Genomic DNA, 24,068 nt, shown 5'->3' with positions numbered 1-24,068 from the left:
CCAAAAATCCTTTTCTACTACAAACACAAAGTCTGTTCTGGGCCCGTAGTCTAGGCAGGATTAGGACACTGGCCTGCGGAGCCGGAGATCCTGGGTTCAAATCCCAGCGGGCCCGCTAATTTTCACCTTTGTCTAGTTTTTCTTTTACTGTTGCTTTTCTTCGCAATATAGATAATGTTTAATATCGAGAATCTTAACGGGGGTTTAATCCATTAGGGTTCGTCATTTTTGGATAATTTGTTTAAGATGTCCTTTTCAATGTTGTTTTCGTCTATTTTGAACGTGTCGGGTTCGTCTCTTTTCAGTATAGTTTGTAGTGCCTCAGCATCAAGTTCGTTTACGAGTTTCAAGATTTCTTTTTTTGCTGTTTCAACGTGTTTTTTGAGAACTGGCTGATTTCTGTGCATTTTTCCTGCTAAGGGGCATATTTTTTCCATTTTAAGGTACCATTCGATTTTTTGGGTTTTTTTGTTTATGTCGAAGGTTATTGGTCCGGCGACGCATGTTTCTGGTTTTACAGGGTGCACTTGGCATTTTCTTGTTTTTTTATCATAGAATATACAGTAGCCTTCTGCATCTCCTCTTGGAAAGGTGTATCCCTCGTGAACAAATGGGTTCTCAATCATAATCTTTTGCTCTTTCAAATACGCTTCAATTATTCGCCTACGCTGGTCTGTTATGGGAGGATACGCATCTTGGCAACAGCTGATTTTGCAAGAGCCGCAGACGTCGAAGAAGTTGCTTTGTCGTTCTTCTTTAGTAGTCATGGAAGCCTCTCCTTATTGCTTTTAGAAGTAGGGTTGATTATTTATAAGACACTTTATAAGTGTTAAGTAAACGCTTACTATTGCCTCATGCAAATCTGTCTTTTGTGCTTTTCTCAAGATTCTTTCTCTGATAATTTCCGACAGATTGCCACATTCCAGCCTCTTTTTTATTAATGGAAGATATTTTCTCTCTTCATCCGTCGCATTTTTCCAAGCAGTATCCATGTAATATTTACAAACATGACGGGCAGTGTTTCCATAAGGGTGCAAAACATGTGCTTTTAATCCTTCTCGGATTATTGAGTTGAAATCTTTCACTAACATTTCGTGAGACAAAAACTCCGTTTTGCCGTCTTTTAATAACCCTCTCAGCAAAGCTCTCACAAAACAGCTCAAAGCCACGTCTGACTTAACACATTCCTGCTCGTCCATTACTCGTATTTCAACGGCTCTTCTGTCAAATCGGAAAATTACTCCGCGAGAGTTAACCCAGTCTTGATAAGGAAGGTAATCGTTTACGCCAGCCTTGACAAGGTCTAAGGAATATTTGCCAATAATATCTTCTTTGTACTGCCTAAACGAGGAAACATATTCTGGCACTACATCGCCAGTTATGGAAGGTACTTCTTTTTGGTTTAACATATAAAAATGTAAGCGCGTGTCAACGTAGTTCCCTAAGTGTCCCTCAAATAGGGGCGAAGACGCGCAGATGGCAGGCAAGTAAGTGCATATTTCTGCAAGCAAATTATGCACCAAAACTGCGTCTTTCTCACTGGAATATGGCAAGTTCAACTGAAAACTTTGAATGTTAAGCCACCCATGTTGTTTGAGATTGAAAACTTTGCTGTAAGCCTGATAAATCTGCTTGTGGCGATGAGGCCAAATTCCAGTGTCTTTAAGTTTTAGTAGTGGGTGCATGCCGGTTCCGAGAAGGCTTGCTTTGTATTTTCTTTCTAAAAAATCGGCTATGGCGAGAACTGCTTTGTGCATGTTTTCTTCAAATTCTACGGGCGATTTGAAAGGCTCGTTTGGTTTTATTTCCATTACGTGTAATTGAAGTTCCTTGCCAAAAGTGAAGTTTGGCTGTTCTACGAAGTTTACGATGCGTCCGCGGAAATCTTTTATGATTTTGTCAACGATTGGCAATGCTTTGAGTTCTTCGTTTACTATGGAAAATTCATGTTCTGGTCCGAGAACTTCTAAAGTTTTGTACGTGGCTGTTCCCTTTTTTAAATCCTACTTGTTTCTGGAATATGATATAAAAATTACAGTTAATTTTAAATAGTCTGAAGCAAATACCGCTTTTTCAATTGTCTGGTGCTTAATGCGTGTTGGTCGTCTCAAACATCGACCTAACCACAGATTTGCCTACAATGAAGCCGTCAACGTTTCTTGAATCGTCAATTAAAGATTTTACTCTCAACATTAACAATGATTATCGCTATTTGAAAACTGGATATTACGTGTCTTTGCATGCGGAAATTTTAGGTAACCCAGTGATTCCAACAAGCGAGAACTTGGTTGACGCTTACAGAACGCCAATTCTGCTGCTTCGCGCTTCAAAAGCGGGCATTCCAACGATACCTTACATAGTAACTGGTTCTGTGAAGCAAATAATGGCTGAAGTTGGCTTTCCAACTGTTCTTTTCGCAGTAAACCCGTTCTCATACGATGGCTTTAAAATTGCAAAAAATAGAAGCGCCCTTTACAGAGCAGTAAAAAGTTTAGAAATGAATTACAAGTTTCCTGTTTGTGCGCAACCTCTCCAAGGCGAGGTGACATCGTTTAAGTCAATTTTTGGGAAATGTGAAATGGATAGAAAAATAAGAGAGATTTCGGAGATGGTGTACGAGGTTTTCGGGATTCCACTTTGCAAATTGCATGTTCAACGTGTAGAAAAGGAAGCTTACTTATGCGGACTTCAACCATTAAGAAAAGAGGAACTCTCACCAAAGGACTTAAAAGTAATTAGCGAAGAAATTTGGCAAATTTCTAAGAATGGTGAACATCGGGTTGGCTAACATCGCCTGTTTTGTCGAAAAATATAATTTTACAGACCCAAAAGAAGCCAAAGCGCTCGAAAATTTCAAGTTTACAGCGGAAAAACTAGGTCACAACTTTAATTTCATGTTTCGAGAGAATCTTCTGGAAATTCCAAAGTATGACGCTGTCTTTATTAGAGCGACAACTGACCCGCTTTTTACTGCGTACATAGTTTCCAAGACTGCTTGGGAGAATGGTTTAAGAGTTGTTGACGACCCCAAATCGATACAAATCTGCGGAAACAAGATTCACTTGTATTCGCTCTTCGAAAAATATGATGTGCCGCGCATCCCAACAATCATAGTTAACAAAGACGACTTCCATCATAAACGCATATTAGAAATCTTCAGAACGTTCGGAAGACCAGTCGTGGTTAAAGCGCCATACACGAGTTTCTCAAGATACGTGGAAAAAGTTGCTTGTGAAACAAGTTTCCGTGAAGTTGCAAAAAGATTTTTCAGAAAATCTGATGTGTTGGCGGTGCAAAAGTTTACGCCAACTGCTTTTGACTGGCGAGTCGGTGTATTAAACGGTGAAGTCTTATACATTTGCAAGTATATGGTGCCGAAGGGAAGATGGAAGCATGGCGCTAAACGTCGTGGTAAGCCCAGCTTTGTTTGGGGCAGGACGGTGTCGCTTAAAAAAGAAAATGCGCCAGTCGGATTGAAGGAGACGGCGTTGAAGGCATGTAGAGTTGTGGGAAATGGACTGTATGGAGTGGACATTAAAGAGGTTGATGGTAACTATTTGGTGGTGGAAGTTAACGACAACCCAAGCATATACGCGGGACAAGAAGACTTGCGGAACAAGGACGTGTACGAGAAAATCATAAAATATTTGACAGACTAGCCTCACTCTCAAATTATTTTTGGATGTAGAGATGCCACATTAATTTTCGACAGTTATTTATTCTAACATCCCATTTTGTCATATCTGAAGGAGAACACGTCTAATGCCGAAGAACATTGTTGATGATTATGAGCTTTCAGAGAAAATGACTGTGGATGCTCTAGTAAAACAGATGGAGAAAGCATGGGGTTTTACCGCAGGAAAACTGGCTCTGAGCGTGAATATTCTGGAACGCATGATTAGGACGCGTGACTGCGTAAAGTTTCTCTCGTTCACAGGCAATCTTGTAGCTACCGGAACAAGAGGCGTTTTCAAAGACCTCGTGAAAAGAAAACTTGTCGATGTTGTAATCACCACTTGCGGGGCTCTTGACCACGACATTGCCAGATGCTGGAAAAACTATTACAAAGGCTCATTTGTAATGAATGACGCTGAACTTCGCAAGAAAGGCGTGAACCGTTTAGGAAACGTGCTCGTCCCAAACGAAAGCTACGGCGTAATAATCGAAGAAAAAATGCAGGAGCTGCTTCAGAGTTTATGGAAAGAAGGCGAAAAAGAACTCTCATCCAGTCAGTTGTGCCGCGAAATTGGAAAAAGAATCTGCAACGAAGGCTCCATTCTCTATTGGGCAGCCAAAAACAAAATACCAGTTTACGTGCCAGGCATAACAGACGGCGCCGTGGGTTACCAACTGTGGCTTTTCTCTCAAGACCACAACTTCAAAATTAACCTTTTAAAAGATTCTGGAGAACTCAGCGATATCGTTTACAACGCGAAAAAAACCGGCGCACTAATAGTGGGCGGAGGCATCTCAAAACATCATACGCTTTGGTGGAACCAATTCAGAGAAGGCTTAGACTACGCGGTTTACATAAGCACTGCCGACGAATGGGATGGAAGCCTCTCCGGTGCTAGACCACGAGAAGCAGTCTCGTGGGGAAAAATAAGCGCGAAAGCAAAACGCATAATGATTGAGGGCGATGCTTCACTTATACTGCCCGTGATGATAAGTTCGCTGATAAGTAGATTAAAGAAAAGTCCTAAGTTACTTGGCTGAATAGCCACGAAAGGTCTGGAGCTTTCCTTTTAGCTTTCACCCTTTCATTTAACGCATGCGTTATGAGTGGCAAAGCTATTGTTGCGTCGCAGTAGCAAACGGCTCTTTTTCCTTCGCTATGGATTTTGCCCCAGCTAACCGCTTCTTCCAAAGTGCAACCTGACAAGCCACCCCATTGGGGCGAGTCGGTTGTAATTTGTATTGCGTATTTGTGCGGATAATAATATTCTTGGACACTTTTACGTTTGAAACCTTCTCTTCCGGGCACGCCTTTGTCCATGGTTTTCGGCGAGACGGATATTGCGATTAGTTGTGTGAAGTCTTTTGGTACTCCCCCGCCTATGTAGATTACGCCAATGTCCTTTGTTTTTTCACCTATGCCAACGAACTGGTCGAACTCTTTGACTGAATCTATTACGATTGGGTGTCCCATGTTTTTAGCCATTAGAAAGGCTTCGCCGTAAGCGCTGTCGGAGATTGCAGGACAGAAAATTGGCACGTTGTTTTCTGATGCTACTGCGGCTATGCTTTTTATTCCTTTTTTGCTGAGCCACTTGCCGAACAAGTAAAGAAGCTCCATAGAAGAGTATGTGAAGTCCGTTCGCAAGGTTAACAAGAAATCAGTCATCAACTCTTCCATTTTCCTATAATCAGATTCCTTGCCAAACACATCATAATACCTGTTTATGTCAGCTTTTAGAAGCGCCTCATCGTTCACCATGTGGCTTCCCTGCCAATATCCAAAACCCATAGCGTCCACAATGTCTTCAGAGACATTTGCGCCTGTAGAGACAAGAACGTCGATGAAGCGGTTTTCCATAAGCCAATTAATTATCTTCCACTGTCCAGCTGTGCTCATTGAACCCGAAAAGCCCATGATGATTGTTAAGTCCTTTTCTTTCAGCATGGCTTCCCAAACTTCCACAGCCTCTCCAAGCTTTCTTCCTTGATAGGCTGTTCTGCTCATCTCCGCCAAAAGTTGAGAAATACTTTTTTCTTTCACTTCTATGGCTTCAACTTTTCTCTTAAAGTACTCTTCAACCATGACTGTGCACCGCCCGTTTATGATATAGCGACTAGTATATGAGTTTTTATTATGCTAAACTGCGGAAAAGCATAGAAGTTAAATGTGATTCTGTTGTAGTCTAACGCTGGATGCGTGAATGTACTTGAAGATTTCAAAGGACGAATTAGCCAAAATGATAGATTCCACAAACGTGAAGGCAACAGCTACAAAAAGCGAAATTGAAAAGTTATGCAAAGAAGCCGCTGAATATGGTTTTCGCTGCGCAGTTGTCAATCCATTTTACGTGAAACTTGCCGCTTCAATCCTTAAAGGCTCAAATGTCAAGGTCTGCTCAACTGTTGGATTTCCAGTTGGCGTTTCGCTGCCGGAAATAAAGGCTTTGGAAGCCGTTAAAGCAGTTGAAGACGGCGCAGAAGAATTAGACATGGTCATTAATTTGGGCGCGATGAAATCTGGCGATTACGAGGCTGTGAAGCGAGACATTGCGGCGGTTATGGACATTAAACGACTATCTAAGGGCATCATCGTCAAAGTCATAATAGAAACCACTTTTCTCTCCAGAGACGAGAAAATAATTGCGTGTAAACTTGCAAAAGAAGCTGGAGCTGATTTTGTGAAGACATCGACTGGTTTGTTTGGTAAAGGTGCAACGGCAGAAGACGTAAGGTTGATGCGGCAGACGGTTGGCAAAGACATGGGTGTTAAAGCAGCAGGCGGAATAAGAACGTACGCTGACGCAATCGCCATGATAAAAGCTGGCGCAAACAGGATAGGAACAAGTACGGCAGTGCAAATAATTCAAGGAGTGCCGTAAACGAAGCTACATTTTCTCCGGCGCCTTAATCCCAATTAGGTTAAGAGCATTTCTTAACACGATTCTAACAGCATCCGTTAAGGCCAGTCTTGCATCGCTGAGCTCTTGCGGTTGAGCTTTTATCACGGGAAACGCATTATAGAAAGTGTTAAATTTGTCTGCTAAAGCGTTAGCGAAGTCAGCAATCATGTTTGGTTTGAGGTATTCTGATGCTTCAATGAAAGTGTCTGGAAAACTAGCAAGTGCCAAGACTATTTCGTGTTCAAGCGGCTCTTTCAGTAGCTTGTAGTCTGGTTTTTCTGGTTTTCTTTCGGCTTTGCGTAGGATGCTGCATGCTCTTGCGTGTGTGTATTGGATGTAGGGTGCGCTGTTTTTTTCGAAGTTCAGTACGCGGTCCCACGTGAACACGACAGGTTTGGAAGGGTCAACCTCAACCAAGGCATAGCGGACTGCGCCTATGCCAACAAAATCTGCAATGTCTCTTTTTTCTTTTTCAGACAGTTGTGGAGAGCGCTTCGAAACTTCTTCGTAAGCGCGTTCAACTGCTTCGTTCATTACTTCGTCAAACATTATGTAGTGTCCTCTTCGACTGCTCATCTTGTAACCCGGCAAAGAAACGAGATTATAAGCGAAGTGCACCAGGTTTTCAGCGTGCTTGCCATAGCCTATAGCGTGCAACGCAATTTTCAGTTGTAATTGAGCGAGGGTTTGCTCCATTCCTATAACATTAATGTATTTGTCTGCCTGTTCAAACTTCCACAACGTGTAGGCGATGTCCCGCGTCGTGTACAGTGTTGTGCCATCTGCACGCACAAGCGTTAGAGGCGGAATTTCATAATCTTCTCTCAATCCAAGTTTACTCTTCAAATCATAGTTTCTTGCAACTTTATCTGCATCAAATTCCAGAACCCCGCCCAAAGTGAAAACATATGGTGTAGTCTTTAGTCTTTGAATAACCTCGGAAACTTTGCCGCTCCATACGTAATCGCTTTCCCAATCCCACGAATCAAAGATAACTCCCGCGCGGCTGAGGGTCTCAGTAAAACCTTGCATGCAGAGTTCAACAACTTCTCTCACGAGTTTTTTTGCTTTTTCTTCTCCCATCTCGTAGGCTCTGTTCAGCCTTCCAATCTCGCTTTCTGGGTCTTCGTCCTTGCTTATTTTCTCAAGGAGTTTCTCGAAAAGGTCTGAGTATTTCTCTTTTAACTCAACAGCCACAGCCATCCATTCGTCCAGTTCACGGTTGATTTTGGCAATTTCTTCCATGGCTGAAACCGTTTTGGCGCGGTCTAGCTCTTTTTTTAGGCGGTTGATTTCGACTATGCAGCTTGTTATTGTGTAGACTTTGCCGATAAAGTGGTCTGGCTTCTCTGAGGGTTTTGGTTTGCCAAGTTTCTCGTAACCATAAGCCATAACCGCTGTTTGCCGACCAACATCATCAACATAAAAGTGACGAAAAACTGTGTGTCCTCTAGCGTTTAGTATGCGAGCGAGCGAATCGCCTATCATGGGATTTCTGGCGGTTCCAATGTGTATGGGATGTGCTGGATTCGCGCTTGTGTGCTCCACGATGATTTTTTGTGGTTTTTCGGTTTTGACAAAACCGTAGTCTGCATCAAACTGCAAAACTGACTCAACAGTTAAAGCTGAAAACTTTGCGAAATCTACGTGAAAGTTTACGTATCCAGCTCCAGCGGGCTCTACCCGTTTAGTTAAGCCTAATTTGGATTTTTTAATAGTCTTCGTTAACAATTTAGCTACGTCAAGTGGCTTTTTGCCGATTTTCTTGGCAAGCTCAAAACATACAGAAGACGCAAGTTGTCCATACTCTGGAACTGGTGGTTTCTCAAAAGTTAACTCGGGAATTTGGGTTTCAGAAAAAGCTTTCTTTAAAGCCTCTGCTAGGATTTTTTCACATTCACTACGGAACTCTGCAAAGGGGTTCACTGAAACCATCGCATGTTAGCCTCAATCGCCAAAGAGTTTCTCACCATTTAAAGAGATGAGGTTATATTTTAATTTGAAAATCAATTAGCTTGTCAGCCGTGGAAATATGCGAACTAAAATCATCTTTTCCGAAAAATGTTTAGGATATGGACATTATCACATTGAAGGACCAGAGAGAGTTAGGAAAGCCGCAGAAATTTTGAAAAATCTTGGATACGAATTTTTGGAGCCCGAACCCGCCAGCGAGGATGATTTGCTTCGTGTGCATGATGTGGATTATGTTTGGGGCGTTAGGAAAGGTTTGGTTGCTGATGGAGACACTCCCGCTTATGACAATATTTTTGAGTTCGCCCGATTAGCGGCTGGCGGAGCAATATTGGCAGCTAAAGTTGGCGGTTTCTCAATTATGCGTCCACCTGGGCATCATGCTGGCGTGAATGGTGCCGCCTTAGGCGCTTACACGCGAGGATTCTGCTACTTCAACAACATCGCAATTGCAGTAAAACACCTAAACAAGCCAACGCTTATTCTGGACATAGACGGGCATCATGGCAATGGCACACAAGAGATTTTCTTAGGCAACGAAAAAGTCACCTACGTTTCCTTACATAGACACCCAAATTATCCGGGCACAGGCATTTTTCACGAAGGAAACTGCCTAAATTTTCCGTTGCCGCCTGACTGCGGAGACGAAGTACACATGGCAACGCTTGATAAGGCTCTGAGTTCAGTTGACATGGAACGGTTCGAAGTGGTCGCGGTTTCCGCTGGGTTTGACACTCACGCAGGAGATTTAGCGAGCCTTGGGCTTACAGAAAAAGGCTATAGAGAAATTGGAAAAAGGATTGCCAAGCTTGGAAAGCACACGTTTTTTGTGTTAGAAGGCGGATACAATGGAGAAAACGTGGGAAACGATATAAACGCGCTGTTAAAGGCTTATGAAAGTTCAATTTAGCGTCAATTGATTATTTGGTGCTGTTTTTACTTGTTTTCTTGGCTCTTTTTGCGTGTCTCATATGTTGTTATGATGACTACTGCGGTGAGGATTAGTGTTGCGGCTGCCACATTTCTTGCAGTTATCGGTTCATTTGCCAGCGTCCAACCAAGAAACATCGCCACAATTGGGTTTACATAGGCGTATGTCGAGACCCTCGCCGGCGTAGTCACCTTCAGCAACCAAATGTAACAAGTAAATGCAACAAGCGCGCCAAACACGATGAGATAAACCCAGCTGACCAATGAACGTATGGAAATCAAATCCAGTCTTACGCGATTCAGTTCTCCAGTTACCAAACTTGCCAAAAGTAACAATATTCCACCAGCAACCATTTCCAATGCAGTGGCTAACAACTGTGACTTTGGTTGTTTGGCAGAACGTGAATACAGCGAACCATTTGCCCACAAGAAAGCACCAAAAACGATAATTCCAGCTCCGGCGAGGTCAACGCTGCTAGCGCCTAAACTTTCTACTCCGCCGACAAGCAAGATAACACCGACAAAACCCAAAACTACTCCGCCAACAACCTTAACGTTTGGCTTATGCTTGTTCCACAACCAATCCAGAAAAACCATCCACAAAGGCACAGTGCCAACCAACAAACATGCTAAACCAGAAGGTACCCACTGCTCCGCCCACACAACAGCACCATGCCCACCCAACAACATCAACCCGCCCAAAACAAAAGCACAACTCCAATCACCTCTAGTTTCGCCTTCCACACCACGCAATCGAATAAAAACATACAAAACCGCTCCCGCAACCAAAAACCGTGTCCCAGCCATGAAAAACGGCGGCAACGACTCAATAACAAACCTAATCGCCAAGTAAGTCGAACCCCAAATAAGATAAACTGCCAAAAAAGCCGCTGCCACCTTAATCTTCAAATCAGCTGCAACCCCACATTAAGAAACAAACTATTACTATTTGCAAAGATTTAGTGTTTTTGCCGTCACAAACCCAAAAACAAACATAAATAAATGTTCAGCGGGCCCGCGGGGATTTGAACCCCGGTTCTCCGGCTCCGGAGGCCGGCGCCTTAATCCATACTGGGCTACGGGCCCTTCGCTTCTCTGCTGAACAATGTATTGGCAACACAAATTAATTGTTACTGTACTGCTCCAAGCATATCAAGTCTAAACTCTAATTCAACCTATTTATAAGGGGGGGCTATAACCTGTAAGCACGGCTATTACAACAACACTCAAACATTAAGCTTCCATTAACTCTTCATTTATCCACCATGCTTTCTTCTTACCTGACTTTTCGCCTGGATAAAACACTATGATAGGTTTTCCAAGCTGCTGTTTAGACGCTTTCTGCATTCTTTTCAGCCTATTCAAAACAAACCACCTGTTTGCCTTCAAATATTCCGCCAATTCAGGCGTTGTTGCACCCTTATAATGAATAAGATAATCCACTATTTTGTGGTCTGTTTCATCAATACAAAACGTGTGAGGATTTGCTGCTCCACGCTCATGCGTAAGCAACTCTAAATCGGCAAGATACCTTCTTATCTCAGAAAACTCCTTCTCCACCTTATCCATTCGCTGCTCCAACTCCAAAAGCTTGTCCGGCTTAGGCGTTTTCTGCAGCTTCTCCAAAATAGCATCACGAATAAAATCGCTTCTCTCGCCTTCCGGAACCCGCAAAACCATCTCCTTGTAAACTTCTTCCGGTATCTTAACAGAAACAACCCTCAACTTCTCCATCAAAGAGTTCCCACCACACTACTATAAACAATTCTTTAGTTTTATGTCTCTTTTGCTAACTCACCTTCGGAAGTCTTTTAAAACCTACAACCCCTAACTCTAAACTGAAGCATACGATTGAGTGGTGCTTCATGCCACAAAAAACCACAATCTCCCTAATCAAATGCGACGTAGGCTCACTAGCTGGTCACCACATCGTCCCAAAACCCCTCCTTAACATCGCAGAAAAAAACCTCAAAAAAGCAAAAGAAGAAGGCTTGATAAACAGCTACTACGTATTCAACGTTGGAGACGACCTACAACTACTCATGGTACACGAAAACGGAGAAGCAAACACAGACATCCACAAACTCGCTTGGGACACATTCCAAGAAACCGCAAACAAAGCATTAGAACTAAAACTTTACGGTGCAGGACAAGACCTTCTCAAAACAGCATTCAGCGGAAACATCCGCGGAATGGGTCCAGGCTTCGCAGAAATGGAAATAGAAGAAAGAGGCTCAGACCCAATCGTAGTATTAGCAGCAGACAAAACTTCAAGCGGAGCATTCAACTATCCACTTTTCCGCATTTTCGCCGACCCAATGAACACTGCTGGACTCGTAATCGACCCAAACATGACTGGCGGCTTCAAATTCGAAGTGCTAGACACTATAGAAAACAAAAAAGTAACACTCAAATGTCCAGAGGAAATGTACGAATTAATCGCCCTAATAGGAACAGTACAGCGCTATATGATTTCACGTGTTTGGCGAACCAGAGACAACCTAATATGCGCGGTAGGCAGCGTGACCAGACTTTCACAGATAGCAGGCAAATACATCGGAAAAGACGACCCAGTCATGGTCATACGCGCACAACATGGGTTACCTGCAGTAGGCGAAATACTTGTACCATTCATGCACAGCTACCTAGTTGAAGGATGGATGCGTGGAAGCCATTGGGGACCCATAATGCCAGTCGGGATGAAAGACGCCAAATGCACAGCTTTTGACGGTCCTCCAAGAATCGTCGCATTAGGCTTTCAAATTGCAAACGGTAAAATTGCAAGCGACGACAACGGAAAACCAATGATTGCCGACTTATTCGACGACGCTGCATTTGCATTAGCGAGACGTGAAGCCTTAGAGTATGCGGCTATGCTTAGGCGCATGGGAGAATTTGAACCAGCACGCCTAGGTCCCGAAGAAATGGAATACACAACCTTACAGCAAACTCTAGAAAAACTCAAAGAACGCTTCGAACCAGCTTAAAGCTTACAAAGAATTAGTTGGCTGCGGCCGCTTTTTTCCTTATCCTAGCTAACTCTTCGCATCGACTTTTCACAATTCCGTAAAGCTTCTGGCGTAGTTCTTCCCCAAAAAACTTATGCTCTTTTAACAGCAACGTCTTTCGTGCCAATTCAATGTCGCCTAGCCCCATAAACCACGCTTCAAAATCTCCACGGTTGATGTGAAATTCTATTGAAGCTGGGTCAACTTTCATGATTTTGTCGCAGAAGTCTTGAAGGCTAGCTGCGTGAATGTTTAGGGGTTTTCCAATATCGACGTAAAAGTGGAATGATTTTTCTAATGGTAGGTAAGTGAGAATCTCTGCAGCTTTTCCGTTATCTATTTCTGGGAAACCAAGCGTTTTCTTACCCTTTTCTGTGAGGACATAAACGCCTTTCTCTGGCGATTCCAAATATCCCATGCGCGTTAGTCCCATCAAGTGCATCATGACCTGACGAAAAGCCAACCCCGTTTCTTTAGCTATCTCATTGGTCTTTGTAGGTTTATCTAACATCCACATGGTTTCAATAATTAACCGTTTAATGGGTGAAATGCTCATTTCGTTGCACTCCATTTAATATGTTAATATGTGCTTTATAGACTTTTCAAATTTTCCTTTATCCATACCTTTTAGACAACAAAGAAAAACTAGTGAATTGAACAAAAATTAATGACTAAAAGGAATAAGGCATTCTCAGTAAAAAAAGTAACACTCAACCACACCAATCACGTTACTAATGATGTGTCAAGCTTGAAGTAAACATGTGCGTCTAGGAAAGTAAATAAGCAATGCCTTCATTAAGCAATACCTTACTATCAAGATAAAAGAGGACCACAAAATGAAAATGGCTGTGCTTGTCTACGAATACCCGCCAAAAATCGTTGGCGGTTTAGGAACGTATGCCGCTGAAATTACGCGAAAGTTTGTCTTAATGGACCATGACGTGACAGTCTTCACAATGAACGATGATGTTGGCAGCTTGCCGACCAGAGAGATTTGGAGAGGCATAGAAATCCACCGTCCATTACACATCGACATATCCGATTCGCTTCCAGACGTGCTTGCGGAAGACGTTAGAAAATGGGGTAGAGGAATCCAGCTTTTCTCCAAAATTCTTGTTTACAATTATTTAAGTGCATCAAAACTTGTCAACGAACTAATCAAAAAGGAGAACTTCAAATACGACATTGTAATAGCTCACGACTGGCTTTCTGCAATAAGCGGAATAACTGTTAAAAAAGAAGCTGGGTTACCATTTGCATTCCACGTTCACTCCACAGAAAAAGGAAGAACACTTGGAAACGGTTCAGAAGTTGTAAGCAACATTGAGCTTCGCGGCGCTAAAGCTGCTGACCTTATTGTGACAGTTTCGTATGCAATGAAAGAGGAGCTTATGAAGTTAGGCTTTCCAAAAGACAAAATCCAAGTATGCTATAATGGCGTTGACCCTCAAAAATACAATCCAGAAACTATTAGCGCTGAAGAAGCCAAAAGAATACGGGGTTCTTATGGCATAAAAGATGACGAATTAATGATTCTTTTTGTCGGAAGACTTGTAGGCGTCAAAGGCGTTGACAAGCTGATAATGGCTATGCCGCACGTTCTGCAAAAACATCCCAAAGCAAAACTGGTTATTCTAGGCGTTGGCGATTTACAGGACTACTTAGTCAACTTGGTCAGAACCATGAGACTGCAAGATTCTGTCAAACTGAACTTTAACTTTGTTTCCGAAGAAGAACGTATTCTGCACTATGCAGCATGCGACATGGCGGTTTTCCCAAGCCTATACGAACCATTCGGAATAGTTGCTCTTGAAGCAATGAGCATGGAACGTCCAGTAGTCGTGGGTGCCGCTGGAGTTAGCGGAATGCGCGAAATAGTTGTCTGCTGTGGTGAAGAACAATGCGGTTTCCATGTTGACCCTAACAACCCCTCAGACATCGCATGGGGCATAAACAGCACTTTAGAAAATCAAGACAAAAGGAAATGGCTAGGAAAAAACGGCAGAAAAAGAGTTTTAGAAGAGTTCACATGGGACAAAATCGCCGAGAAAACGGTAGAAGCTTACGAGAAAATAATTAAACGTTAGAATTTTATTGGTGCCGCTTTGGGCGTCGGTGTTCTTCACTTAAGGAAAAAGGTTGCAAGAGAAGCTGCAACTCTTCTTTATTCCGGAATTGAAAAAGAATATAAGCAAGCTAAGCTGAAAGCTGCAAAAACTTTTGGCGTTCAATTTGTTCCAACCAACTTGGAAGTGGCATTAGAGCTTGACAAAATAGCGGAAGAAAAAGAGGGATTAGCAAGGCAAGAGCGGTTGATTAGGATGCGGACAGAAGCCTTGAAACTTATGAGGATTCTGGAAAGATACAGTCCTAAACTTGTTGGAAGCGTTTGGCGTGGAACCATCCATCATGAAAGCGACATAGACGTAACTGTTTATCATAGCGAGCCGAATGATATCGTAGAAATTCTGAAGAGGAATGGCTTCCATATCTTACAAATTGAATGGGTGGCTGTGACAAAAAAGGGGCAAAAAAAGACTTCATTTCACGTGCATTTAGAATCTCCAGCAAAAGAAAAAATTGAAATCATCGTTCGAAGCCCAGAAGAAGCCCAACTTAAGGAAAGATGTGAGATATACGGCGATGAAATCGCTGGTCTTCGTGTGCGTGAATTAGAGAAGCTACTTAAAGAGAACCCTTTGCAAAGGTTTGTTCCTTTTCTAGATTGAGGAGACTTAAATACAAGGCGCATCATAGAATAAATTAAGGTGTAAACTTGGAATTTGACAAAGAGCGTTTCAAAAGAATGTTTCCTAACTTAGCCAAGGAAATGGAAATCGATGACCATAAGGTTTCAGTAAATTCTGTGCGAACAGACACGCAGACCGGTGAGAAAGCGTCATCTGGAAGGTTTGTTCATTACATGCCTGATGTAATAGACTTTATTAGGCGATGTGACACCGAGAAACAAGCGGAAGAAATAATAGCATACTTGGAAAAGAGGGGCGAAATAAGTAAGCAATATGCTAGGAAGCTTAGGAAGCAGCTTAGAGAAAGTGGCGTAAGAAGTTTTGGTTCAAAGAAAGAAGAGAATTACTACTTTAAACATGGCGAACTCTGACAACATCAGTTTTTTAATTTTCCAGCAAACTTTGTTTAGACATTCATTGAGTTTTCAATTGTTTTCTTTACAAAAACGTGTAAGTACATACGTAACTGAAGCGGGTAATTCTAAAAGTAAATAAATAGGCGCATCAATAAATAGGAAGCCTAAAAATCTCGAAACCAAGCGGAGGAAACCACGTGAAAAAAACAGCCTTAGTGTGCATCGGTTTTTCAGTTGTTATGCTAATTCTTATCTCGGTATCATTTAACATTAAAACGGTTGAAGCCGCAGATAGCGCAAATTATCACATAGAACATGTTGATCACTCTATAGAAGTTATGCGTAACGGTTACATCCTCTTAAATGATACTATACGGATAGTTGGCAACGCTTCTGCCGGAACAACCCTCGACAACTTTCGCATTGGTTTTCCATATAAATATGGAGCACACGTTCTTCGCTGCGTGGTTTATAACGGTTCCGATATCATAGGCGATGTGAAGCTTGATGTTCCATTAGACAATCATATGGGTTTTTATGCTGCCGAGATAGATTTTTTGCAGTCTTTAGACGTAAGTAGTGGAGTGGAAAATGTTTTTTCTGTGGGATTTATACTTTCAAATGATCTCCTTAACGCTTCAAGCTCAACAAGATACATTTTGGACTTTCCAGCATATCCAAGTCTAACAAAATCCGCTGCTAGTTGTAATGTATCAATGTCCTTTCCAGATAGCCTAGTGAATATAACAATCACAAAAGACGATGGAGCAGTTAACGTATCTGCTTATGAAATTGCACCTCTTCCAGAGTTTACTGCGATGTCTGCGACTGCAGACTTTACATTAACTAGTGATAAACTACGAGTCTTCAGCGTAAACGACTTAACCCGTGAAGTTACAATCAACGAGGCTAGCGAAATAAACGGTGCAGACAACTACTACATAACAAACAAAGAACCCCAAACGATAGCAGCCATCGAAATAATCTTGCCTGCTAATGCTTCTGTTATAAGCGCACATGACCAGTTTGGAAGAAAATTTGCGCAGACGCCTACGTTTGTGGGAAGAGAAGGAATAAACCTTTACAGAATTGCGTTTCCGTTGCCTTTGGAAAGTTACAAGTCAACTAGGTTTACCATAAAATACTCCTTACCAAATTGGTACATCAGCGCGTTGGATGGTTCCTATGGGTTCAATGTTACGCTTCCGTTGTTTATGCAAATGGACTATTACATAAAAAGCGCGTCAGTAAAAGTGACTTTACCTGAAGGTGCGCGAATACTAAACCTTGAGGGCATCATAGCTACCAACGCTTATAGTCTGACAAGAAACATTTTTCAAGAATCAATAACAATCAATCGCCAAGGCGTTGGCTGTCTCGAAGAGCTTTACCCTGCGCAAAATATTTTGCAAATAGCCTACGAGTATAATCCTTTGTGGTTGTCTTTTCGTCCTACGTTATGGGTGTTGTCTCTCTCTGTTATTGGATGTGCGGTTGCCGTTGTTTGGAGGAGACCTAAAGCTCCAGTCATAACTGCTGTTCCTGCGGTAGCCGTAAAGTTGCGTTCAGAAGACATCAAAGCTTTCATAGATGCTTATGAGGATAAGAGAAAGACGATTTTGGAAATGGATAATCTTGAGGCTTTGGTAAAGAAGGGAAAAATTCCAAGGCGCAGATACAAAGTGCGGAGAAAGACTTTGGAGATGCACCTTGAAGCTTTGGCCAGAAATACGGCTGAAATTAAAGAGAAGATGCGTGTTGCAGGTGGCAAGTTTGCTGATTTGATGCGGCAACTTGAGATTGCAGAAACTGAAATTAACGAGGTTGAAGCTAACATTAAGAGCATTGAAGCTCGTCACAGTCGTGGAGAACTTTCGTTGGAAGCTTATCGAAAACTTCTTGCAGATTATCAACGTAGAAAGGAAGCAGCGAACACGACTATTAGCGGAATTCTATTGAGGCTTCGTGAAGAACTCCGTTAGTGAACCTAAACACTTTTATTTTACTGCTTAGAATTCAATGAAAATCTAAATGGAGAGGAATCAGAAATGGTGAAAATAGTGGTTGACAACCATAAATGTACCGGATGCGGTACATGCGTTGAAACTTGCCCTGTTGGCGTTTATGAAGTCAAAGATGGAAAATCTGTTCCAGTAAAACCTGAAGAATGCTTGGTCTGCAGAGCATGCGAGGTTCAATGCCCAGAAAGTGCAATTCAAGTTATTGAGTAACTGAAACTGTTTGAATCTAAACCTTTAATCCAGTTTCCAGAAATTTCTTTGAGTTTTTTTGGCTTCTCTTATTATTTTCTCTCCTTGTTTTCTCACACGACTATTCACTGTTGGCGATTTATCATTCACGGCGTATTTGGTTCCACTCATTTTTGCGATGGCTAAAGCGGCAATTTTACCCACAAACTTTCCATAACCACCCTCTAAAACACAAACAAGCTTCCCATCACACATTTCTGACACCAAATCCACTATTAGCTTATAAGTTTCTTGATAAGACAAGAGCGAAAGCGCAAGATTTCCCACAGGGTCTGTGTAATGTCCATCTAATCCAGCCGATACTAACATGAATTGGGGTTTGTACTGGCGTATTATAGGCGCTACGATCTCTTTTAGGGCCCTTATATATACTTGGTCGCTTGTTTGGTAGGGAAGTGGAATGTTTACGTTGTAACCTAAGCCAACATCTTCTCCGACTTCGTTTATGAATCCTGCTCCTGGAAAGCTGCGTGGATCTTGGTGTAGACTTATGTATAGGACTTTGTTGGTTTCGTAGAAGGTTTCTTGTGTGCCGTTGCCATGATGGGCGTCTATGTCCAATATGAGAATTCTGTCTAGTTTGAATTTTTTAAGTAAGTGTTTAGCGGCTATGGCGGCATTGTTGAAAATACAGAAGCCCATTGCACGAAGGCGTCCAGCGTGATGTCCCGGAGGACGCATTAAAGCAAACGCGTTTTCAAACTCTTTGTTCATCACAAGATTGACTGCTGTTATTGCGCCGCCAGCCGCGTAAAGGGCAACATCAAAACTCTTTGCAGATGCCACTGTATCGCCTGAATCTAGAGCTCCTCCTCCAGCTCTGCAAACTGCTTCAACAAGTTTAATGTAATCTGTATCATGAACAAGCTGCACATCTGCAACGCGAGCTTTTTCGGGTTCTACAAACTGCCAGTTCTTGCTTTTTGAAAGTTTTCCTTTTTTTAGTTCGTTGATTATTGCTCCTAAACGCTTTGCTGATTCCGGGTGACCAATGCCCGGGTTGTGTTGATAGTATATGGGTGAAAAAATGACTGCTGTTTTATTCATTTTATTTCATCTTCTTGAAGAGTGTCAAGAATGTTTTCTTTACGTAATCTCTAACGGATAATCTTTCCTTTTGTGCGAGTTTTTTCAGAGTTTTGCTAACGCCCGATGTGTATTGTATCGCTTTTTTCGGTTTTTCCACTATAGCTTGCGGAAGGCCAAGATTTTTGGCGACTTGCCTCAGAATCAGCTTTCGCATTCCATCGTCTGGTAATTTGATTTTCATTTCCAAAGGTAATTCTGCAGCAAATTGTGCTATTTGGTAAGTGGCAAAGGGCAAGCGTAGTTCTACATTGTGGAAGTTGCAGAGTTTGAAGTCTCTCTCAAAGTTGGTTTCACACATTTTAGTAATATCGTTGAACATTGCTCTGTGCACTGTTTCACTTCCATATGTCAAGTAGTCATCGACGTATCGCTTGTATCCCCCAAAAAGCTCATCTGCACCTTGACCAGCTAACATTATTTTGAAATTCGCTTTAGCCGCTTTTTCTGCAGCCCAATAAATAGGAATGCCTATGCTTGCTTTTACAGGGTCTGGCTCTTCAATTAGCCAAAGAACTTTTGGAAGCGTTTTCTCAACATCCTTTTCGCTGAAAAGGTGAACATGAATTGGTAACGCAAGCTCTTCTGCTGCTTTTTTTGCATGTTCAGTTTCCGGTTGCCCTTCAAGGCTAACATGTATCAAGTGAACATTTGCCGCAGTTTTCTTTGCGAGAAACGCAATTATGCTGCTGTCTAATCCGCCTGAAAAAGCCACGGCAATTTCCTTCTGTCCAAGCATTCTTTCCCTTATCGATTGTTGCAGAAGCCTTTGCAGTTTTTCGGCGGCAGTTTGAATTGGTAAGCGCCTAGGCTCCGAATAAACAAACGTTTTAACGGGCTTAAATTTGAAACCATGTTTATCGATAGACGCCGTGTTTCCCGGAGGAAAAGAATCGGCATTTTTTATTCCTACTTTCCATAATGCTTTGCGTTCAGAAGCTAAACACGCCAAGTTTGCATTTTGACCATAATAGAGTGGACGCACGCCCAACATGTCTCTGCCAGCAATCAGTTTTTCTTTTTCTGCTATAACAAAAGCAAAGTCGCCTTTCGCCTTCTTGATGCTCTCTTCAGCGATTTTTTCGTGGTTCTGCCGCAGTTTTTTAGCAAAAGTTTCTGTTGTAGCCGAGTAAAGCCTTCCTTCAAAAACCAACGTTGCGTCCTCAAGCTTTATTGGTTGCGGCTTATCTGTCGTGAGAATTCTTGAGAAGACATGTCCAATTATTATAGGCGAATCGAAGTCTTGATTTGCTAGTGCTCCAGCAGACTTTGCTATTTTCACTTCAGTCGGCGAAGCTATTCCAAAAGTGTCAACGTCTTCATGTTCCAATACTTTGAGCATGGCAACTGCAGTTTCTGCTGCGTTCTCGTCTCCTCTGTTTATGGCTGCTATTAATGCGCCCATGCTGAAGAACCCTTTATAACACACAACGTTATGCGTTGCTTTCGTAAAACATTAATCCTTAATCTTCCTATCTCTTCGCGGAGGACAGAAAACTTGCCGATTCTTCCCGTGGATGTAAGCCCAATAGACACTGGGCGTCATGGGACTCCGGAAATGCGGAAAATCTTCGAAGAAGAAGCGCGAATTCAGAGACTGCTTGATGTTGAAGCGGCTTTGGCGTGGGCGCACGCTGAAGTAGGGGACATACCAAAGAAAGATGCTGAAAAAATTGCGGCTATGGCTTCTACAAAACATGTTAAGATTAGTCGCATTAAGGAAATTGAACGAGAAATAAAACATGACATCGCCTCTATGGTCAGAGCCTTGGCGGAAGTTTGCGGTCCAAGCGGAGCCTACGTCCATCTTGGCGCAACAAGTTACGACATTGTAGACACGGCTAACGCGCTTCAACTAAAGGATGCGCTGGAGCTTATTGAGAAGAAACTGAATGATTTCGAGAAGGTTCTGATGGAAAAGGCGTCTCGGTATAAGAATACGTTGATGATGGGTAGAACTCACGGTCAGCATGCATTGCCAATCACTTTGGGCTTCAAGTTTGCCGTTTGGATGCGAGAAATTTCCAGGCACATTCAAAGACTACGGCAATGCAAAGAACGCGTTATTGTTGGGAAAATGAGCGGCGCCGTTGGAACGCAAGCAGGCTTAGGCGAGCACGCCGTGAAAATTCAGGAACTTGTTATGCAACGTTTAGGAATTAAAGCCGCTGACATATCTACGCAGATAGTGCAACGAGACCGTCACGCAGAACTCGTATGCTTGTTAGCGCTTATTTCTTCTACACTTGACAACTTCGCCACTGAAATCCGAGAACTGCAAAGACCCGAAATTGGCGAACTCTTCGAGTTTTTCGAACCAGAAAAGCAGGTTGGAAGCTCCACGATGTCGCAGAAGCGAAACCCAGAGCTATCTGAGAGAGTTTGCGGTTTAGCCCGAATTGTTAGGAGTCTTGTTGTTCCCGCTTTAGAAGATGTTGTAACTTGGCATGAACGAGACTTAACACAGTCTTCGACAGAACGTTATATGCTTCCTGAAGTGTGCATTTTGGTTGATTATCAGCTTTTCTTGATGACTAATATTGTGGCTAATTTGCGTGTGGATGAGGAGCGTATGCGCAAGAATACTGAGCTGACTCAAGGACGCACCATGTCAGAAGCAGTGATGATTGCGTTGACAAAGAAAGGCATGAGCCGCCAAGAAGCCCACGAGCTGCTAAGAAAATTGACATTGAAAAGTGAGATGGAAAAGCGGCATTTCAAAGAGGTCCTTCTTGAAGATAAAACTGTAAGTAAAAAATTGACTGAAAAAGAAATTGCTGATGCATTAAAACCTAAGAATTATCTGGGAACAGCGAAAGAGCAAGTAGCAAAAATGGTTAAGAAAACCATGAGAGAGCGCAAGGCTAGAGGAATAGCTTAGTATTCTGTTAACGCCTTCTGCTTCCACTCTTCTTCTTTTCCGAGTTTTTCCCACGAGTCCTTCTTTACGTACCCACCTACTTGTTCTTTAATTTTCTTCGCCAATTTAGGTCCTATCAGTGGCAAGTTCATCAAATTTTCAATAGGTGCATATTTTATGTCTTCGATTGTCTTGTATCCAGAGTTGTAAAGTATGCGTCCGCGAACTCTACCAACGCCTTCCAGTTTGACTATTGGCAAGAGTTCTTTTTTCACGCCTTTCTCAGTTCTTTCTCTTAACTCGTTAGTTTGCGGTAAGACGTGTTTGTTGCCGAAAAGCATCGCCAACTCATGCGTTGCATAAAGTAGCCATTTTGCATTTTCAATTGTTCTGTAAAGGTCGCCGGGCTGCGTTCTGAATTTCTCGATTATCTGGTCTTCGCTTAGTTCTTCGATCCAAGCTTTAAGAACCATGGCTGTTTTGACTTCTCCAAGAAATTGTTCGTAAGCTATGTGGTCTTCCCACTCGTTTGGCATGTCAACCAGAAACTCGTCCCTATGTTCATCCACGAAAACTGCTATCTCATCAATTTCTTGTGTATACGGTCTCATTATTGGACCCATGTCCGGCGTGTGTGCAATCATGTGTAGAAGACTCAAGTCCGTAAAGTATGCTGGTTTCCGCCTTAACGCATCACGGATAATCACAGCCGAAACGGGATCAATGTAAAGCTCGCTTACGCGTTTTCCAAACTTTGTTGCAAAAATACTTTCGCCATCAACCTCAATCATTTCCTCATCATAAAGATACTTGAGAATCTTCGCAATAATACTCTTAATAGCGCTTATCTCATACTGATAAGCATAAAAAGTTCTACCAAAAAAATCATAAATTCCACGTTCCGTGTGAGCATAATCCGCAGCAACAGTCGCTAAAACATGTCCTCTCATTATCCTTTCAACAGCAAGCCTCGACCATATCCGCTCTGGACGCGCCAGAATATAATTTTCCATAAGATAATCCGCTTCATCATCAGTTTTAGCTATGAGCACGGCTTCACCAACCTTGTCATATTTTGGTCTTCCGGCTCTGCCAGCCATCTGCTTATACTCTAAAACGCTAATTGGATACCATCCGTAACCGGGCTCGTAGCGCCTATAATCCTGGATTATTACGGTTCTCGCTGGCAAGTTTACGCCGAAAGCCAAAGTCGGCGTGGCAGTCAAAACTTTAATTTTTCCTTCTCGGAAGGAATCCTCTATTAGTTTACGGTGTCCTCCGCCCAAGCCTGCATGGTGGAAGGCTGTGCCGCGTTTAACAAGTTCTGCCAAAGTTTCGCTTATTCTTGTCCTTTCTCCCGTCGCTAAAATTCTCTCTGCAACATGTTCCAGCGACCGCTTCATAGGCTTGGATAAAACTTCTTCAATTTCGCCAGCTACTTTCTTTGCAACTGTAACAGCGCTTTTTCTTGTTGAAGCAAAAATTAATGCTTGACCGCCAGATTTAACAGTGCATAATGCCAAATTAATGTCTGGGCTCTTGGTTTTTTTCTCTATTTTATGTGCGGCACCGTCTCTAAATTGAATTTTCTCATGCAGGAGAACGCCTTCTTTTAGAAGGATTGGTCTCCATTCAGTAGTAACATAATCTGCCCTAAGCCATTCAGCTATTTCCTGAACATTGTTTATCGTGGCACTTAAAGCCAAAATCTGCACGTCTGGGTTAGTTTGCATGAGCCTTGCTAGAACAACCTCAAGCGTTGGACCACGTTCAGCATCATTCAGCAAGTGCACTTCATCCGCGATTACAAGTGAAATTTCATCCATCCACTTGGTTCTGTGCCGCAGAAGCGAATCAGCCTTTTCATTCGTGGTGATGATTATGTCATAACGCTCCAGCCACGGGTCGCTACTGTCAAAGTCGCCAGTGCTTATGCCTACCCTCACGCGATTCTCATCTTTTTTCTTTATCTGAGTGTACTTTTTGAACTCTTCAAACTTTTCATTTGCCAAAGCGCGCAGAGGTGTCAAATAAACGGTTTTGCCATTCCCTTCAAGTATATGTTTAAGAGCGCAGAATTCAGCAATCAAAGTCTTTCCAGAGGCGGTTGGACTTGCCAGAACAAGGTTCTTTCCTTCAAGCACTCCAGCTTTTACTGCTTCCTCTTGCGGAGGATAAAGCTCAATAATTCCAGATTTGATGGTCACTTCTTTTACTGCTTCTGGGATTGGCAAGTCTGTTATTTTCACTTGGATGCGC

The 24,068-nt window shown here is 42.5% G+C and carries 20 protein-coding genes, 2 tRNA genes and 2 pseudogenes; 13 read left to right on the top strand and 11 right to left on the bottom strand.

Annotated elements, in window-relative coordinates; genetic code table 11:
• Window positions 1–39: 39 nt before the first annotated feature.
• Window positions 40–115: transfer RNA gene (locus tag QXW63_05775), tRNA-Arg, on the top strand.
• A 97-nt stretch (window positions 116–212) separates the two neighbouring features.
• Here QXW63_05775 and QXW63_05770 read toward each other — a convergent pair.
• Complete coding sequence (locus QXW63_05770; protein MEM3461397.1) at window positions 213–767, bottom strand: YkgJ family cysteine cluster protein; 555 nt, start codon at window positions 765–767, stop codon at window positions 213–215.
• A gap of 21 nt (window positions 768–788) precedes the next feature.
• Window positions 789–1,940, bottom strand: a pseudogene (locus QXW63_05765) (glutamate-cysteine ligase family protein).
• 155 nt (window positions 1,941–2,095) lie between these two features.
• Here QXW63_05765 and QXW63_05760 point away from each other — a divergent pair.
• The 3 genes from QXW63_05760 (at window position 2,096) to QXW63_05750 (ending at window position 4,716) form a co-directional block, all read left to right on the top strand.
• On the top strand, window positions 2,096–2,788 hold the full coding sequence (locus tag QXW63_05760) for a RimK-like ATPgrasp N-terminal domain-containing protein (protein MEM3461396.1): 693 nt from the start codon (window positions 2,096–2,098) through the stop codon (window positions 2,786–2,788).
• Window positions 2,781–3,659 carry a RimK family alpha-L-glutamate ligase gene (locus tag QXW63_05755; protein ID MEM3461395.1) on the top strand — a complete coding sequence of 293 codons (879 nt, stop codon included), beginning with the start codon at window positions 2,781–2,783 and terminating at the stop codon, window positions 3,657–3,659. The genes QXW63_05760 and QXW63_05755 overlap by 8 nt, the downstream gene beginning before the upstream one ends.
• 103 nt (window positions 3,660–3,762) lie before the next feature.
• Window positions 3,763–4,716, top strand: coding sequence for a deoxyhypusine synthase (locus QXW63_05750; GenBank protein ID MEM3461394.1), 954 nt, complete (start codon window positions 3,763–3,765; stop codon window positions 4,714–4,716).
• Here the strand turns inward: QXW63_05750 and QXW63_05745 are convergent.
• A complete protein-coding gene (locus tag QXW63_05745) occupies window positions 4,700–5,761 on the bottom strand; it encodes a deoxyhypusine synthase (protein ID MEM3461393.1) in 1,062 nt (353 codons plus the stop codon). The two genes, QXW63_05750 and QXW63_05745, sit on opposite strands and share 17 nt — an antisense overlap.
• Window positions 5,762–5,891: 130 nt before the next feature.
• On the opposite strand from QXW63_05745, the gene deoC reads away from it, so the two are divergent.
• Window positions 5,892–6,557, top strand: coding sequence for a deoxyribose-phosphate aldolase (gene deoC / locus QXW63_05740; GenBank protein MEM3461392.1), 666 nt, complete (start codon window positions 5,892–5,894; stop codon window positions 6,555–6,557).
• Window positions 6,558–6,563: 6 nt separating this feature from the next.
• Here the strand turns inward: deoC and QXW63_05735 are convergent, their stop codons facing one another.
• Entirely contained in the window at window positions 6,564–8,513 is a 1,950-nt protein-coding gene (locus QXW63_05735) for an arginine--tRNA ligase (GenBank protein ID MEM3461391.1), read from the bottom strand.
• A gap of 97 nt (window positions 8,514–8,610) precedes the next feature.
• Between QXW63_05735 and QXW63_05730 the strand changes: the two genes are divergently transcribed.
• Window positions 8,611–9,459: a histone deacetylase gene (locus QXW63_05730; GenBank protein MEM3461390.1), complete on the top strand. Its 849-nt coding sequence runs from the start codon at window positions 8,611–8,613 to the stop codon at window positions 9,457–9,459.
• Between the two features lie 26 nt (window positions 9,460–9,485).
• Here QXW63_05730 and QXW63_05725 read toward each other — a convergent pair whose 3' ends face one another.
• From QXW63_05725 to QXW63_05715, 3 genes are all read right to left on the bottom strand, one after another.
• Window positions 9,486–10,388, bottom strand: coding sequence for an EamA family transporter (locus QXW63_05725; GenBank protein MEM3461389.1), 903 nt, complete (start codon window positions 10,386–10,388; stop codon window positions 9,486–9,488).
• A gap of 101 nt (window positions 10,389–10,489) precedes the next feature.
• Window positions 10,490–10,565 (bottom strand) — tRNA-Arg (locus tag QXW63_05720).
• 147 nt (window positions 10,566–10,712) lie between these two features.
• Window positions 10,713–11,213 (bottom strand): ribbon-helix-helix domain-containing protein, encoded by a 501-nt coding sequence (locus QXW63_05715; protein ID MEM3461388.1) that lies wholly within the window; start codon window positions 11,211–11,213, stop codon window positions 10,713–10,715.
• 131 nt (window positions 11,214–11,344) lie between these two features.
• Between QXW63_05715 and fbp the strand changes: the two genes are divergently transcribed.
• Window positions 11,345–12,466, top strand: coding sequence for a fructose-1,6-bisphosphate aldolase/phosphatase (gene fbp / locus QXW63_05710; GenBank protein MEM3461387.1), 1,122 nt, complete (start codon window positions 11,345–11,347; stop codon window positions 12,464–12,466).
• 13 nt (window positions 12,467–12,479) lie between these two features.
• Here the strand turns inward: fbp and QXW63_05705 are convergent, their stop codons facing one another.
• Window positions 12,480–13,043 (bottom strand): FaeA/PapI family transcriptional regulator, encoded by a 564-nt coding sequence (locus QXW63_05705; protein MEM3461386.1) that lies wholly within the window; start codon window positions 13,041–13,043, stop codon window positions 12,480–12,482.
• A gap of 280 nt (window positions 13,044–13,323) precedes the next feature.
• On the opposite strand from QXW63_05705, the gene QXW63_05700 reads away from it, so the two are divergent.
• The 5 genes and pseudogenes from QXW63_05700 (at window position 13,324) to QXW63_05680 (ending at window position 17,824) form a co-directional block, all read left to right on the top strand.
• A complete protein-coding gene (locus QXW63_05700) occupies window positions 13,324–14,574 on the top strand; it encodes a glycosyltransferase family 4 protein (protein MEM3461385.1) in 1,251 nt (416 codons plus the stop codon).
• A gap of 18 nt (window positions 14,575–14,592) precedes the next feature.
• Window positions 14,593–15,216, top strand: a complete 624-nt coding sequence (locus tag QXW63_05695) for a nucleotidyltransferase domain-containing protein (GenBank protein ID MEM3461384.1) — start codon at window positions 14,593–14,595, stop codon at window positions 15,214–15,216.
• Window positions 15,217–15,263: 47 nt separating this feature from the next.
• Window positions 15,264–15,608 carry a DUF2095 family protein gene (locus tag QXW63_05690; protein ID MEM3461383.1) on the top strand — a complete coding sequence of 115 codons (345 nt, stop codon included), beginning with the start codon at window positions 15,264–15,266 and terminating at the stop codon, window positions 15,606–15,608.
• 182 nt (window positions 15,609–15,790) lie between these two features.
• Entirely contained in the window at window positions 15,791–17,575 is a 1,785-nt protein-coding gene (locus QXW63_05685; protein ID MEM3461382.1) for a hypothetical protein, read from the top strand.
• 39 nt (window positions 17,576–17,614) lie between these two features.
• Window positions 17,615–17,824: pseudogene (locus tag QXW63_05680) on the top strand (ferredoxin family protein).
• A gap of 24 nt (window positions 17,825–17,848) precedes the next feature.
• On the opposite strand, the gene QXW63_05675 reads toward QXW63_05680, so the two are convergent.
• Window positions 17,849–18,910: a histone deacetylase gene (locus QXW63_05675; protein ID MEM3461381.1), complete on the bottom strand. Its 1,062-nt coding sequence runs from the start codon at window positions 18,908–18,910 to the stop codon at window positions 17,849–17,851.
• A gap of 1 nt (window position 18,911) precedes the next feature.
• Entirely contained in the window at window positions 18,912–20,354 is a 1,443-nt protein-coding gene (locus tag QXW63_05670) for an asparagine synthetase B (protein MEM3461380.1), read from the bottom strand.
• A gap of 108 nt (window positions 20,355–20,462) precedes the next feature.
• Here QXW63_05670 and purB point away from each other — a divergent pair, with 108 nt between their 5' ends.
• Window positions 20,463–21,830 carry an adenylosuccinate lyase gene (gene purB / locus QXW63_05665; GenBank protein MEM3461379.1) on the top strand — a complete coding sequence of 456 codons (1,368 nt, stop codon included), beginning with the start codon at window positions 20,463–20,465 and terminating at the stop codon, window positions 21,828–21,830.
• On the opposite strand, the gene QXW63_05660 is transcribed toward purB, so the two are convergent.
• Window positions 21,827–24,058 carry a DEAD/DEAH box helicase gene (locus tag QXW63_05660; GenBank protein ID MEM3461378.1) on the bottom strand — a complete coding sequence of 744 codons (2,232 nt, stop codon included), beginning with the start codon at window positions 24,056–24,058 and terminating at the stop codon, window positions 21,827–21,829. The genes purB and QXW63_05660 overlap by 4 nt on opposite strands.
• Window positions 24,059–24,068: the final 10 nt, after the last annotated feature.

The sequence above is a fragment of the Candidatus Bathyarchaeia archaeon genome (assembly GCA_038873195.1).
In the GTDB taxonomy this organism is placed as follows: Archaea; Thermoproteota; Bathyarchaeia; order Bathyarchaeales; family Bathycorpusculaceae; genus DSLH01.
The sequence above is the reverse complement of the archived record's forward strand: the minus strand, read 5'-3'. Positions and strand labels throughout refer to the sequence as shown.

Coding starts and splice junctions, on each gene's coding strand:
- QXW63_05770 (MEM3461397.1), bottom strand. CDS start 767: ATGACTACTAAAGAAGAACGACAAAGCAACTTCTTCGACGTCTGCGGC.
- QXW63_05750 (MEM3461394.1), top strand. CDS start 3,763: ATGCCGAAGAACATTGTTGATGATTATGAGCTTTCAGAGAAAATGACT.
- QXW63_05745 (MEM3461393.1), bottom strand. CDS start 5,761: ATGGTTGAAGAGTACTTTAAGAGAAAAGTTGAAGCCATAGAAGTGAAA.
- QXW63_05735 (MEM3461391.1), bottom strand. CDS start 8,513: ATGGTTTCAGTGAACCCCTTTGCAGAGTTCCGTAGTGAATGTGAAAAA.
- QXW63_05730 (MEM3461390.1), top strand. CDS start 8,611: ATGCGAACTAAAATCATCTTTTCCGAAAAATGTTTAGGATATGGACAT.
- QXW63_05715 (MEM3461388.1), bottom strand. CDS start 11,213: ATGGAGAAGTTGAGGGTTGTTTCTGTTAAGATACCGGAAGAAGTTTAC.
- fbp (MEM3461387.1), top strand. CDS start 11,345: ATGCCACAAAAAACCACAATCTCCCTAATCAAATGCGACGTAGGCTCA.
- QXW63_05705 (MEM3461386.1), bottom strand. CDS start 13,043: ATGAGCATTTCACCCATTAAACGGTTAATTATTGAAACCATGTGGATG.
- QXW63_05700 (MEM3461385.1), top strand. CDS start 13,324: ATGAAAATGGCTGTGCTTGTCTACGAATACCCGCCAAAAATCGTTGGC.
- QXW63_05675 (MEM3461381.1), bottom strand. CDS start 18,910: ATGAATAAAACAGCAGTCATTTTTTCACCCATATACTATCAACACAAC.
- QXW63_05670 (MEM3461380.1), bottom strand. CDS start 20,354: ATGGGCGCATTAATAGCAGCCATAAACAGAGGAGACGAGAACGCAGCA.